General features: G+C 34.0%; 15 protein-coding genes. 10 read left to right on the forward strand and 5 right to left on the reverse strand.

The window, feature by feature from the left end:
• The first annotated feature begins 53 nt into the window (after positions 1 to 53).
• The 5 genes from H8911_RS03750 (at position 54) to H8911_RS12360 (ending at position 5,180) form a co-directional block, all read left to right on the forward strand.
• Complete coding sequence (locus H8911_RS03750; RefSeq protein ID WP_186998745.1) at positions 54 to 1,259, forward strand: M20 family metallopeptidase; 1,206 nt, start codon at positions 54 to 56, stop codon at positions 1,257 to 1,259.
• A gap of 99 nt (positions 1,260 to 1,358) precedes the next feature.
• The gene (locus H8911_RS03755) at positions 1,359 to 2,279 is read left to right on the forward strand and encodes a LysR family transcriptional regulator (protein WP_186998746.1); all 921 of its coding nucleotides are present in this window, start codon (positions 1,359 to 1,361) and stop codon (positions 2,277 to 2,279) included.
• 224 nt (positions 2,280 to 2,503) lie between these two features.
• Positions 2,504 to 3,550 (forward strand): methionine ABC transporter ATP-binding protein, encoded by a 1,047-nt coding sequence (locus H8911_RS03760; protein WP_186998747.1) that lies wholly within the window; start codon positions 2,504 to 2,506, stop codon positions 3,548 to 3,550.
• Positions 3,543 to 4,241 carry a methionine ABC transporter permease gene (locus H8911_RS03765; protein WP_186998748.1) on the forward strand — a complete coding sequence of 233 codons (699 nt, stop codon included), beginning with the start codon at positions 3,543 to 3,545 and terminating at the stop codon, positions 4,239 to 4,241. The genes H8911_RS03760 and H8911_RS03765 overlap by 8 nt, the downstream gene beginning before the upstream one ends.
• Before the next feature lie 18 nt (positions 4,242 to 4,259).
• Complete coding sequence (locus tag H8911_RS12360) at positions 4,260 to 5,180, forward strand: MetQ/NlpA family ABC transporter substrate-binding protein (RefSeq protein ID WP_222620937.1); 921 nt, start codon at positions 4,260 to 4,262, stop codon at positions 5,178 to 5,180.
• A 28-nt stretch (positions 5,181 to 5,208) separates the two neighbouring features.
• On the opposite strand, the gene H8911_RS03775 is transcribed toward H8911_RS12360, so the two are convergent.
• From H8911_RS03775 to H8911_RS03790, 4 genes are read right to left on the reverse strand one after another with little or no spacing between them, the layout of a single operon-like run.
• Positions 5,209 to 5,514, reverse strand: a complete 306-nt coding sequence (locus H8911_RS03775; protein WP_186998749.1) for a multidrug transporter — start codon at positions 5,512 to 5,514, stop codon at positions 5,209 to 5,211.
• A gap of 10 nt (positions 5,515 to 5,524) precedes the next feature.
• Positions 5,525 to 6,352 (reverse strand): hypothetical protein, encoded by an 828-nt coding sequence (locus H8911_RS03780; RefSeq protein WP_186998750.1) that lies wholly within the window; start codon positions 6,350 to 6,352, stop codon positions 5,525 to 5,527.
• On the reverse strand, positions 6,352 to 6,723 hold the full coding sequence (locus tag H8911_RS03785) for a hypothetical protein (RefSeq protein ID WP_117925205.1): 372 nt from the start codon (positions 6,721 to 6,723) through the stop codon (positions 6,352 to 6,354). The genes H8911_RS03780 and H8911_RS03785 overlap by 1 nt, the downstream gene beginning before the upstream one ends.
• Positions 6,713 to 7,327: a M15 family metallopeptidase gene (locus H8911_RS03790; protein WP_186998751.1), complete on the reverse strand. Its 615-nt coding sequence runs from the start codon at positions 7,325 to 7,327 to the stop codon at positions 6,713 to 6,715. The genes H8911_RS03785 and H8911_RS03790 overlap by 11 nt, the downstream gene beginning before the upstream one ends.
• A 79-nt stretch (positions 7,328 to 7,406) precedes the next feature.
• On the opposite strand from H8911_RS03790, the gene H8911_RS03795 reads away from it, so the two are divergent.
• Together H8911_RS03795 and H8911_RS03800 are read left to right on the forward strand one after the other, a co-directional pair.
• Positions 7,407 to 8,009 (forward strand): hypothetical protein, encoded by a 603-nt coding sequence (locus H8911_RS03795; RefSeq protein ID WP_186998752.1) that lies wholly within the window; start codon positions 7,407 to 7,409, stop codon positions 8,007 to 8,009.
• The gene (locus H8911_RS03800) at positions 8,006 to 8,620 is read left to right on the forward strand and encodes a pentapeptide repeat-containing protein (RefSeq protein WP_186998753.1); all 615 of its coding nucleotides are present in this window, start codon (positions 8,006 to 8,008) and stop codon (positions 8,618 to 8,620) included. The genes H8911_RS03795 and H8911_RS03800 overlap by 4 nt, the downstream gene beginning before the upstream one ends.
• Here the strand turns inward: H8911_RS03800 and H8911_RS03805 are convergent.
• Positions 8,610 to 9,140: a TetR/AcrR family transcriptional regulator gene (locus tag H8911_RS03805; RefSeq protein ID WP_186998754.1), complete on the reverse strand. Its 531-nt coding sequence runs from the start codon at positions 9,138 to 9,140 to the stop codon at positions 8,610 to 8,612. The genes H8911_RS03800 and H8911_RS03805 overlap by 11 nt on opposite strands.
• 81 nt (positions 9,141 to 9,221) lie before the next feature.
• Here H8911_RS03805 and H8911_RS03810 point away from each other — a divergent pair, with 81 nt between their 5' ends.
• From H8911_RS03810 to eno, 3 genes are all read left to right on the forward strand, one after another.
• A complete protein-coding gene (locus H8911_RS03810; protein ID WP_117925213.1) occupies positions 9,222 to 9,593 on the forward strand; it encodes a metal-dependent transcriptional regulator in 372 nt (123 codons plus the stop codon).
• 45 nt (positions 9,594 to 9,638) lie between these two features.
• Positions 9,639 to 11,804: a peptidase U32 family protein gene (locus H8911_RS03815; protein WP_186998755.1), complete on the forward strand. Its 2,166-nt coding sequence runs from the start codon at positions 9,639 to 9,641 to the stop codon at positions 11,802 to 11,804.
• A gap of 62 nt (positions 11,805 to 11,866) precedes the next feature.
• The gene (gene eno, locus H8911_RS03820; protein WP_117925217.1) at positions 11,867 to 13,195 is read left to right on the forward strand and encodes a phosphopyruvate hydratase; all 1,329 of its coding nucleotides are present in this window, start codon (positions 11,867 to 11,869) and stop codon (positions 13,193 to 13,195) included.
• The last annotated feature ends 150 nt before the right edge of the window (positions 13,196 to 13,345 follow it).

A 13,345-nucleotide genomic window follows, 5' to 3' on the forward strand; every position in this document is an offset into this window, starting at 1 on the left:
ATATAGCAATTGTTCTTTGTACAATAGACTCAACTTTTAGGAGGAACTATTTTATGTCAGAATTAAAGAATCAAATTTCTCAATTTATAGATACAAACGCAAAAGTATATCAAGATATTTCTTTGGCTATTCATGCCAAGCCAGAAGTTAGTGACTTTGAATATTTTGCTTCTCAAACCTTGAGTGAACAATTAAAAAAAGAAGGCTTTGAGATTGAATTACCAGCGGCAGGACATCGTACAGGCTTTGCGGCAACCTACAAAAGTAATAAACCAGGTCCTACGGTTGTTTTTCTAGCAGAATATGATGCTCTTGCAGGTTTAGGCCATGGATGTGGACATAATGTGTTTGGTGCTACTTCTTCTCTTGCTGGTGCTGCTTTAAAAAGTGTCGTGGATCAAATTGGTGGAGAAGTACGTGTATATGGTACGCCTGGAGAAGAGGGTGGACAAAATGGAAGTGCCAAAGGTTCTTTTGTGAAGAAGGGATATTTAAAAGATGTGGATTTTGCCTTATGCGTGCATCCAGGCTCAGGTCCAGAAGATGGATTAAGTACGCGTAATTATGCATGTGCACCTGTAGATATTGAATTTTGGGGAAAACCGGCGCATGCAGCAGGATGTCCTCAAGATGGAATCAATGCGTTGGATGCGCAGATCTTAACTTATGCAGCCATTGGTGTTTTACGACAACAACTAACAGATCGCATTCGTATTCATGGTGTGATTGTTGATGGGGGAACAGCTCCCAATGTCATTCCAGAATACACAAAGGCCAAATATTATATTCGAGCTGCCGATATTGATACGTTGCATGAGTTATATGAAAAAGTAGAGAATATTGTGAAGGGTTCCGCTTTACAGACGGGTTGTACATCGAGTATGAAGTTGTATCAAAATCTTGTAGAAAATATGGTTTTAACACCTTCTTTAGATGCAATCTATGAAAAATATATTACAGAACTTGGCAATACTGTAAAACATGTAGAAGATGTGGTCATGCCTGGAAGTAGTGATGTGGGTAACATTAGTCAGGTTGTACCTACGATTCAGCCACATATTAGTATTACAGATGTACAGATTGCAGGGCATAGTCAAGATATGGTCAATGCTTCATGTAGTCAAAAGGCAATGGATGCGATTGTCAAAGGTGCAAAAGCATTGGCTTTTACGGCACTCGAATTATTTGAAAATCCAGAAGAACTTGCGAAAGTGAAAGAGGATCATACTTGGCATGTAGAACATCAAAAAGAGAATTAATTATTTTACGCTTAAAGGGCTTTTCAAGCTCTTTTATTTTATGGAATCTTGAAAATCAACAAATATTCATTAAAATTATATAAATAAAGGAGACTGAAAATGACGCTTCAACAATTACTTTATGTATTAACGGTGTCAGATGAGAAATCTATGAATAAGGCGGCTGAAAAGCTTTTTGTGTCTCAGCCTACTTTAACGTCTGCCATTCAATCACTTGAAAAAGAACTGGATATTCAAATCTTTAATCGTACAAGTCATGGAGTCACTGTGACGCAACAAGGACAAGAGTTTTTAACATACGCAAGACAGTTGTACCAACAATATGAATTGTTAAAAAATCGCTATGAAGATGTAAGCTTACGAAGAAATAAGTTTCGTGTTTCGTGCCAGCACTATTCATTTGCGACCAAAGCATTTGTGGATACAGTGAAGAAGTATGGGACTTCCAAATATGATTTTGCGATCAGTGAAACTAAGACGATGCATGTTATTGAGGATGTAGGTAATTCTTTAAGTGAGATAGGAATCTTATATTTATCCAACTATAATCGTCGTTTTATGATGAAACAATTTGATGAGTGGAATTTAGAATTTCATAAATTAGCGGATTGCGATGCCTTTGTGTATTTGTATAAGGGGCATCCTCTTGCTAATAAAAAATCAATTACGTATGAAGAATTATTGCCATATCCAAATATGACTTTTGATCAAGGGGATAATCCTTCGATGTATACGGCAGAGGAGATATTGGTTGAAAATGAATTTCCAAGAAAGATTCAAGTGAATGATCGTGCTACGATGCTGAATTTAATGAGAGGACTGAATGGATATACTTTATGTTCTGGAATTATTAGTCGTGATTTGAATGGGGATGACTATGTAGTTGTGCCTTATGAAGCGAATGTAGAGAATCCCAATTCTATGATGGAAATTGGGTATATCACAAGGAAAAATACAGTGTTGAGTGAGATTGGTAGTACGTATATTCAAACGATGAAGGATTATTTTAGTAATAAATAAAATTTATTACTGCTTCAAAAATTTAACAATTAGACAATAGCTAAACCTTCTTGTAGAATACAAACATGCAAGGAGGAAACGAAAATGAAAACAATGATGATGTCAATGATGCAAATGTATATGTTAAAAAATGTGACCCGGTTTTCAATTCGTTTGTCGCTTATTTAAGTGTGTGATTGCCGGGGAAATACCTCGGCTTTTTTTGTTAGATTGGAGTGTTATAAATGATTAATATAGAGCATTTAGATAAAACCTATCATTTAAAGAATGCAGACGTACATGCCGTAGATGATGTTTCACTACATATTGAAAGTGGGCAAATCTATGGGGTGATTGGATATTCTGGTGCTGGTAAAAGTACTTTGGTTCGATGCTTGAACTTTTTAGAGATTCCAGATTCTGGAAGTATTGAAATTGAAGGATTTGGAAAAGTAAGTGCAAATCAAGGAAGTTTAGATATAAGTCAAAAGAAATTAAGAGAGTTAAGACGATCCATAGGAATGATCTTTCAACATTTTAACTTATTAGATCGAAGCACTGTATTTGATAATGTGGCGTACCCATTAAAATATACGGGGTTATCAAAGAAAGAAATTGAGACTCGTGTGGATGAATTATTAGATCTTGTGGATTTGGCAGATAAAAAATACGTGTATCCATCACAATTATCTGGTGGACAAAAACAGCGTGTAGCCATCGCAAGAGCCTTATCAAACAATCCTAAGGTGTTACTTTCTGATGAAGCAACTTCTGCTTTAGATCCAGATGCGACAGAATCCATTCTAAAGTTATTGAGGGATTTAAATAAAAGATTAGGAATAACAATTATCTTGATCACACATGAAATGAGTGTGATTAAATCTATCGCAAATCGTGTGGCAGTTATGGAGAATGGTAAGGTTGTTGAAGAAGGAGATGTATATGATATCTTCGCCAATCCTAAAGAAGAGATTACCAAAAAATTTATCAATTCGTCTTCTGCATTATCGAATATTACGAAGTTGATTGAGAATAAGACAATTATTCCTGCAGATAGTAAATTAGTTAAACTTACATTCACTAGAGATAGTGTTGGTAATGCAACCATTTCAAAAATATCTCGTGAATATAATGTGGATGTAAATATCATGTTGGCTAACGTGGATGTCGTTAATGCGGATGCTTTGGGTGGCATTATTGCTTCAATTGAAGGGACTAAAGAAAATGTACAGCGTGCCATAGATTTTCTACATGAATCTAATGTAAAAGTGGAGGTGATTCATCATGCCTAAATTTATAGCAGATTTTTTTCCAAACGTTACCAATTACTGGGATATATTTTTAACAGCATTGACTGCAACGTATCAAATGTTTTTCATCGCAGGCTTGATTACATTACTAATTGGAGGTGCTTTTGGAATTTCATTGATTGTAACAAAGACAGATGGTATTAAGCCAAATCGGATTATTCATTTTATTCTAGAAGTTATCACGAATGTGTTTAGAGCCGTACCATTTATCATCCTGTTGATTTTCTTGATTCCGTTAACACGAAGTATTGCGGGTACTTCGATTGGAGTCAAAGGGGCTGTTGTTCCATTAGTCTTTGGAGCGGTTCCATTCTACACAAGACAAGTCGAAACGGCATTAGCGGATGTAAATCCAGGAAAAATAGAGGCCGCTAGAAGCATGGGAAGCTCAACACTAGGAATTATCTTTCGTGTTTATCTGCATGAGGCGTTACCGGATTTGATTCGTGTAACAACCATTACGGCTATTTCATTGATTGGATTAACAACTTCTGCAGGTGCAGTTGGTGCTGGTGGAATTGGTTCGTTCGCAATTAATTATGGACAAAACTTACATTATCAAGATGTTGTGAATTTATGTGTAATCTTATTATTGATCATTGTTTCGTTGATTCAATTATTGGGAAATACATTGTCAAAAGCAACAACGAATAAAGAATTGTTTCATAAATAAAAGAGGGAGAAAAGGATTATGAAGACAAATAAATTATTTAAAACATTTTTAACAGTAGGCTTAGTAGCTACAACATTACTTACAGGATGTTCATCAAAGTCATCAAGTGAACCTGTAAAAATTGGTATTCCAAGCGATGCCACAAATGGTGGAAGAGGGTTATTGCTTCTAGAAAAAGCTGGCTTGATTGAAGTGGATGACAAGGCTGGATGGACTCCAGAATTGAAGGATGTTACGAAGTATAAATACAATATTGAAATTGTTCCTACACAAGCCAATACATTAGTTTCGACTTTGGATGATTTTGGAGCAGCCACAATCAATGGAACATATGCGGTTCCAGCTGGATTAAAACCTAAAAAGGATGGTTTAATTACGGAAGTACAAGAAGTAGGAAGTGACAATCCATTTATTAATGTGATCGTTGCACGTACGGCTGATAAAGATAATGAAGATTATCAAAAGGTAGTAAAGACATACCAAAGTCAATTGGTGGCTGAATATATTTTAGAAAAGAATAGTGGCGCTACGGTTCCTGCATTTGAATATGATGAAGATTATACAGTCGATAAAAACTTTGTGAGCGATATTGAAGGATATCAATCAAGTTCAGATGGAAAGAAAGTTATTAAGATTGGCACTTGTGGTTCTGCCGATACATTTAGAGCGGTACAAAAAGTATTAGATGATGAAAATTCTGGAATCTATTTAGATGTAGTTGTATTTGATGCATATAACTTACCAAATGAAGCTTTAAATAATGGCGAAATTGATTTGAACTCATTTCAACACAAAGCGTATTTAGAAAATGAATGTAAAGCACAAGGATATGATTTAACAGCGATTGGTGATACTAGTTCTGCTCCATTAACTTTATATTCAAAGAAAGTTGATTCTTTGAAAGCATTAAAAGAATTAGCTGGTAAAAAAGAAGACTAAATGAAAAAAGCCGATTTATTTCGGCTTTTTACTTCATATATTGTTTAATATCTTCCTTTAGCTCATCACTAAACTCATCTAGATCATCCATGGTGATTGCTTCATCGCGCAATAATCCTAACAAAATGATAAACATATTTGAACGAGAAACATCTCTTGCCAAAACACCAGGACTTTTATAATCCTCATAAATTTTCTTTCGTAGAGCCCAGTATTTATCAGAAGATAATGCATCTGAATTTAAAATGGATTTGTATTCCTCAACGAGCTTATCCATATAGGCTTCTTGCCATCTACCTAGTTTCTTTCTAAATAATTTCCAATCTTTTTCCATGTTGACCTCCCTATTGAAATAAAGTTTGAATGATTTGATCAATACTCATAGAGTGCAATTGATCTGTATCTTTTAATGTTTTTGAATTCCAGTGAAATAAAGATACATTACTTGGTTCAGTAAAACTAGAATCGACAGTGCAATTTGGATAACGACTGTACCAGTCTGGATAATACGTTTCCATGATTTTTTGTGCATATCCGACAGCTTGTGAATTTGAATTTCCATTTTGGTCATATGTACCTGAAATTTTAACACCTGGAGGACTAGAGTGAGCAATCAATAAACTGCCATCCTCACATACACAAAGTACAATATAAACATGAGCATTCGCCATAGAGACAATATCACCTGGTTTTGCGTTTTGAATTGAATCTTTGTAGCTTCCTAACTTCATGTTCGCATATGTTTTTGTCATTTCTTCAGCCTTTAATACATAGCCATTGCCATGATTGGATTTGGTTTCTAGAGTATTGTAGATAGTCCAACCGATATAGCCTGAACAATCAAGACCTTTATGGATTTCATACATATAGTTTTCATAATTATATGTACTATCTTGTGTATCATAGAAGGATTTCCATTCCTTAGATAAGCCCAAAGTTAACGCTTCAGTTCCGGAACCTGTTTGCGCTTCGTTCCAGCCTCCACCATAAATATAGAGTGTTTGACCAACGGGTTTTAACGCGTTCTTTAAAAAATCAGTTGTAGTATGAATGGGTTTTGATTGAACTTTTGTTTCTTCTGTTTTATGACATGAAGATATCCCAAAGATGATTACACACAGTATTAAGATAGGCAATAAAATACGGTCATAGCGAATTTTTCTTTTTTTCATTATTTCTTGACCTCTTCTATCAATTCATCAATATAAGAATCATCAATGTCAAAGCCTAAATAACATAGACCGCGATAGATGAAGTTCATATCATTTAAATGAAGGATTTGATTCATCAATTCCTTTTTCTTGTCATCAATCAAAGACATGTCATAATCACTTGTATTGCCACAAGGATGCGTACACGTTTTACATCCTGGTGATATCTTGTCTTTTTCTTTGTGTACTAAATCAATTAGATCTTGTGTTACCGTATGATTTTTTAAATGTTGAAGACAATCTAAAATAATTGTGTCTGTGTTTTCTGTTTTTGGATTTGAATCCACGGTTTTAGAAAGACCAATTAAAGCAGACCATAATTTAGTTTCCATCAGATTTTACCTCCACATTAAAATAAGTATCTGGATAGGGTTCATCCTTTAAAGTATAGTGCCACCACTCGGATTCTAAAGGGATAAATCCATTGTCTAACATTAAATTTCTAAGTGTCTTGCGATTGTTTATTTGATGATTCGTTAATCCTTTTGTGTATAATGGACTAGAAATATCGACAAAGTAATCAAAGTAAGATCCCATATCTAATTCTTTTCCTGTTTTTTCATCAACTAAAGTTAAATCGACAGTGCTACCTCTGGTGTGCGCTGATTTTTCAATAATAAAGTCATTCTCAAAAAGATAGCTTTTGGAATATTTTGGATAGAAAATGGATTTCATTTTATCATCCTCTGTATCTTTCCAAGTCATGAAATGATCAAGGGCACTTTGCGGTCGATAGGCATCCCATATCTTTAATCGATATCCCATTTGTCTTGCCTTTGAATTGATTACTTTTAATTGCTTCACCAATTCTTTTGTTCCTAACGCTACCGGATCTATATAGCCATCAATGATTTCACCAATGAAATTGTAAGTTGTGCAATAGCGAATATCTAAAAGAATATCGGGTATTTCTTTTTGTATATTTAATAATTTCATGTATATATTCTAATATATTTGTTTATGTTAATCCACTTATGTTTTGTGTATAATACATGTTAGAAATGAGGTAATAAACATGAAATTTAGTGATATTGATTTTTCTGCCATTTCAAGAATGATGGACAATATGAGCGATGAAGAAAAGAATAAGTTAAATGACATGGCTCAAAATATGATGAATAATATGAAACAAAACGAAGAGCCTGAAGAAGAAACTGACTTTTATGAAGCTTTAAATATAAATGAAGAAGATTATGCAGATTTTCCGGGAAGTGTCTTAGATCAAATCGAAGCAGGAAGTGATTTGGAAGTCTATTATGAAGATGTAAAGGATGCAGATTTTAGTGCGAGTGCCTTATTTTATGCGAAAGCTACTTTGAACATGTTACGAAAATATATCTATCCTATCTTTAAGAATTTCTTTGATGGATTTAATAATCCTTCAACGACAACCATCTATTCTTATTTATATCCTTTAATGAACCAGGATAACATTCATAAGTTGTTTGATGAAGAGTTTGGTACGCCAGAAGGATGGATGGAACTTAAAAATGCTCTTCAACAAATCTATATTATTTTAAATCGTGCAGAGTATGATTTTGTGAGCCATGAAGATTTACAATTATTAAAAGATATCTTGTTTAATCAAGAAGTATTATTGAAAATTAAGAATCTATGAAAAAGCTAAAAATCAATACGAGTCTTGAACAAATGGATGAATGGACATATGAATCGTATGTGAGTGATTATATATTTGAGAATGTTTGTATTGAAGAAAACTTAGATAATATCACGATGGATGGGTGTAAATTTAGCAAGTGTCAATTTAAAGATTGTAGCTTTAGCTTTATTGAATATATGGATATTATTTTTGATCATTGTGAATTTGAAAATGTACACTTGAATCAATGTAGTTTAAGTCGTGTTCATTTCATTTCTTGTCGAATCAGTGGAATGGAACTTTCACAAAGCTTAGTGCAAGATACATTATTTCAATTATGCAAAGGACATTATTGTGACTTTGGTGGCAGTACATTTAAAGATTGTATGTTTGACATCAATGATTTAATGGGTTCTGGATTTGTTCAATGTGATTTTAAAAAGACTTCATTTGATAAATGTATATTAAATTCAACGGAATGGTTTAATACAAAATTAAAAGAGCTTGATTTCTCAAGCTGTGAAATTGAAAATATTGCGTTGTCGAGTGATAAATTAACAGGTGTTGTCGTGAATTCATCCCAGGCACTTGAATTTATGAGACTTTTAGGTATTGTAGTTAAAGATTGACATATTGTTTCAATCTTTCGGGCATGGATTCAATCAACATATTGACTAGCGTTTCTATATCTAGATACATATTTTTTTCGACCCAGGACTTAGTCATTTCAATAGATCCATGACAATACATTTGAAGTAGAAAGTCTAGTTGTGGATCAATTGTTGTTTTTGTTTCGATTTTCTTTTTGTAGAAATCATAGATACAGCGATAATCATAGTTTGTCAAAGAATTGTAGTCATCTTCTTTAAAGGCTTCTTTGAAGAATGTGTTTTGGCTTTGAATAAAAGTGAATTTCTTAATTAAAGCTTCTTTTAAAGTGGTTTGATCAGCCATTTCTTTAAAAGAGTCTAGGCATAGCTTTTCAAAATACCAGTTTACTAGATCTTCTTTATCTTCAAAATTACGATAAAAAGTCTGTCGTGTTAAATTGGATTCCTTTGTGATTTGAGTGACTGTAATCTTGTTTAAGGGTTGTGTTTTTAATAAGTTTAATAGCGCATTTGCGATTGTTAGTTTTGTATCGTTCATATAACTATTATATGTCATGACAATTGACTTTAAAAGAGGACTAGCTTAAAATTAAATAAAAGAATTAGAGGAGTAAAGAATATGCAGTTAGGCGAATCGATGGAAGATTATTTAGAAGCCATATTAGTTTTATCAAAATGTTTAGATCATGTTCGTAGTGTTGATGTCGCAAGTTATTTGGGTTTTTCTAAGCCTAGCGTCTCACATGCCGTAAAATTATTGTCTGAGCAAGGATTAATTGTTTTAGATGTTAGTAAATTTTTAACTTTAAGTGAAGAAGGAAAGAAAATCGCAGAAGAAACATATGCGCGTCATACTTTCTTTTCAGATATGCTACAAAATATAGGTGTACCTAAAAATATTGCGATAGAAGATGCTTGTCGTATTGAACATGTGATTTCGCAAGAAACTTTTGAGGCAATTAAAAAGTATTATCAAAATAATAAAAACTAGCTATAGATTGTATCTGTAGCTTTTATTTTGAAAGGAGTAAGGAAAATGAGACCAGAAATATTAGCACCCGTAGGAAGTGTGGAAGCATTAAATGCAGCATTAGCAGCAGGATGTGATGCTGTTTATTTTGGCTTGCCTAGTTTTGGGGCCAGGGCATTCGCAAATAATTTTGACTTAGAAACTACAAAAGAAGTTATTGAAAGATGTCATTTGTGTGGTGTAAAAGTATATATTACGATGAATACAATATTATATGAGGATGAAATAGAGGATGCCTACAATATGGCAAAGATGGTTCATTCTTTTGGTGTAGATGCTTTGATCATTCAAGATTTAGGTTTTATTCATCTTTTGCATCATAGACTACCCAATTTGGTGCTACATGCTTCTACACAGCTTTCAGTTTCTAATCCTTATCAAATTGAACAACTAAAAAAATTAGGTGTTCAACGTGTTGTTTTAGCTAGAGAATGTACAAAAGAAGAAATTCAAGCATGTGTAGATACAGGTATTGAAGTGGAGGTTTTTGTGCATGGAGCTTTATGCATTTGTTATTCGGGACAATGTTATTTTTCAAGTATACATTATGGACGAAGTGGAAATCGTGGAATGTGTGCACAGCCATGTCGAATGAAATACACCCTTTATGAAGATGGAAATAAAGTGGATACGCATGGAGAATATGTATTAAGTCCAAAAGATCTATCTTTGATTGATGAAGTGAATACATTAGCGGATATGGGGGTTTGTTCATTAAAAATTGAAGGACGAATGAAGAGTGCTCCATATGTTTATGAGAGTGTTTTACAAGTCAAAAAGGTATTAGAGAATATGGAACGAAATGTTGAGGACAAACAAAACTTACGTGTTACATTCAATCGAAAATATACTGTAGGGCATATGTATAGGGCCAGTGGCAAAGAATTAATGAATAGTAAAACTTGTAATCATCAGGGAATTGAAATTGGCAAGGTTGTAAAGGTAAATAAAAATAAGATTTGTATTCAATTAAGTCAAGATCTGCATCAAAATGATGGAATTCGTTTTGAAAGAGAGAACTTGGGTTGTCATGTGAATTTTATGTATGATAAGAAACAAAAGTTGATTTCTTTCATGCCTAAAAATAATACAGTTCTAATCGAAGGACCGTCAGGTCTGCATGTAGGTAGTATTGTTTGTAAAACAATGGATTCTGAATTGAATAAAACAATTGCTGAAGAAATTCGTACATCCAATCGTCAAAGCAAGGTTAATGCGATAGTGACTTGTGGTGCAGTTGGAAAGCCAATGGTGATGGAAGTATACAATGATTCGACAAAAATTAGTGTTTCTACTGAAATTGATAGTGTACAAGCTTTAAAGCGTGCAACGGATGAAGAAACGTTAAACAAACAGTTTTCTAAGACAAAAGATAGTTGGGCACGTTTTGATCATATTGAATATCATTTGGGTAAAGATATTTATTTTCCAATTTCTGTCATGAACCAACTTCGTAGGGATGCTCTTGAGAAAATGAAAGAGGCTTGTTTAAAACAGGAGGCACTTGTTGAAAAAGAATATAGTTATATTCCGCAAGAGAGTAAAACCTCATTTGATTTGTTTGAAATTAATTCAATGAATCAAAAGGTTGATGATTCTTCTTGTTATGTGAGTGAAATGTTTAACAGTGATCAAGTCTTAGAAAAATCAAATATAACGAGAGTTGATGGATTTGTGAATGCGCATTTAGGTAAAGGAAAAATTGTAGATTCATTAAATGTTTCTAATTCGTATAGTGTGGCTGCTATCTTAGAAATGGGATATGAAAGTTGTGTAATCAGTGATGAGTGTGACAAGTATCAGGTTGAGGAAATAATGAAGGCTTTTTCAAGTCGTTATCATTTTGATGCTCCAGTCTATAAGACTTTATATCAAAAACAACGCTTGATGACGATGAAACATTGTCCTGTAAATACGACTTTAAAAGATGGTAAGCGAATGAATTGCAGTTTGTGTCATCATCATCGTTATGAGCTTGAAGGCTTAGATGGAAAGCGTGTCTTTTTACTTGGAGATAAAGATTGTCACATGCGATTGTATGATGTGAATATTATGGCTGAAATTGAAAATCGAAAAGATTATGAATCGTATGGTATAAAACATTTTAGATTTGTGTTTACTGATGAAAGTCAAGAGGAAGTTAAAAGCGCTTTCAGAGCCTATAATCGTTGATTTTAGATGGCTTGCGTGCTATTATTTTATTAGCTTAAGGCTTAGAGGAGGATATTTTAATTATGCCTATTATTGTTGATGTATATGCTCGTGAAGTTCTAGATTCACGTGGAAATCCAACTGTTGAAGTTGAAGTAACTACAGAATCTGGTGCTTACGGACGTGCTATGGTACCAAGTGGTGCAAGTACTGGTGTTCGTGAAGCTTTAGAATTACGTGATGGAGACAAAGCTCGTTACTTAGGAAAAGGAACAACTCAAGCTGTTGAAAACGTAAACACTAAAATTGCTCCAAAAGTTATCGGTATGGATTGCCGTGACCAGGTATTAATTGACAAAACAATGTTAGAATTGGATGGAGACCCATTCAAGAAAAATTTAGGTGCTAACGCTACTTTAGGTGTTTCTATGGCTTGTGCTTTAGCAGCTGCTGATTTCTACGGAGAACCTTTATACAAATACTTCGGTGGATTCAACGGAAAAACATTGCCAGTTCCTATGTGCAACGTTATCAACGGTGGATCACACGCTGACTCTACAGTAGATTTTCAAGAATTCATGATTATGCCAGTTGGTGCTAAGAGTGAAAAAGAAGCTGTTCGTATGGCTGCTGAAACTTTCCACGCTTTAAAATCTGTATTAAAGAAAAAAGGATACAACACTAACGTTGGTGATGAAGGTGGATTCGCTCCAAGCTGTAAAGATGGAAACGAAGAACCTCTTGAATTATTAGTTGAAGCTATGAAAGCTGCTGGATATGTTCCAGGAAAAGATATGAAGATCGCAATGGACGTTGCTGCTTCTGAATTCCACAACACTGAAACTGGATTATATGAATTGAAAAAATCTGGTCAAGGTACTAAGACTAGCGATGAAATGATCGACATGTACGAAGAATGGATTGCTAAATACCCAATCGTATCTATCGAAGATGGATTAGGAGAAAGCGACTGGGACGGATGGAAAAAATTAACTGACCGTCTAGGAGATAAAGTACAATTAGTTGGTGACGACTTATTCGTAACTAACCCTTCAATTCTTTACGAAGGAATCGAAAAAGGAATCGCTAATGCAATCTTAATCAAAGTTAACCAAATCGGTACTTTAACTGAAACATTTGACGCTATCGAAATGGCTAAGAAACACGGATACACTTGCATCGTATCTCACCGTTCAGGAGAAACTGAAGACACTACAATCGCTGATATCGCTGTTGGATTGAACGCAGGACAAATCAAGACTGGTTCATTAAGCCGTACAGACCGTATTGCTAAATACAACCGTTTAATGCGTATTGAAGACGAATTGAACCAACGTGGAACTGTTAACGTTGCTGAATACCTTGGAGACAAGACTTTCTACAACTTACCAGCTGTTGAATTCAAAAAGTAGTATTTCACTAAGAACTTTAGCTAATTAAGACGGCGCTCTAAAATAGTGTAGGGTTATGTGAAAATACCGGCTTTAAATTATTGTAGGGTTTCCGTATTAGGTTAAGAAAACTTAAATTTATGAATTTACTAAAAATGGGTCATATTCACC

Origin of the sequence: Holdemanella hominis, from assembly GCF_014306155.1 — a bacterium.
Classification (GTDB): Bacteria; Bacillota_I; Bacilli_A; order Erysipelotrichales; family Erysipelotrichaceae; genus Holdemanella; species Holdemanella hominis.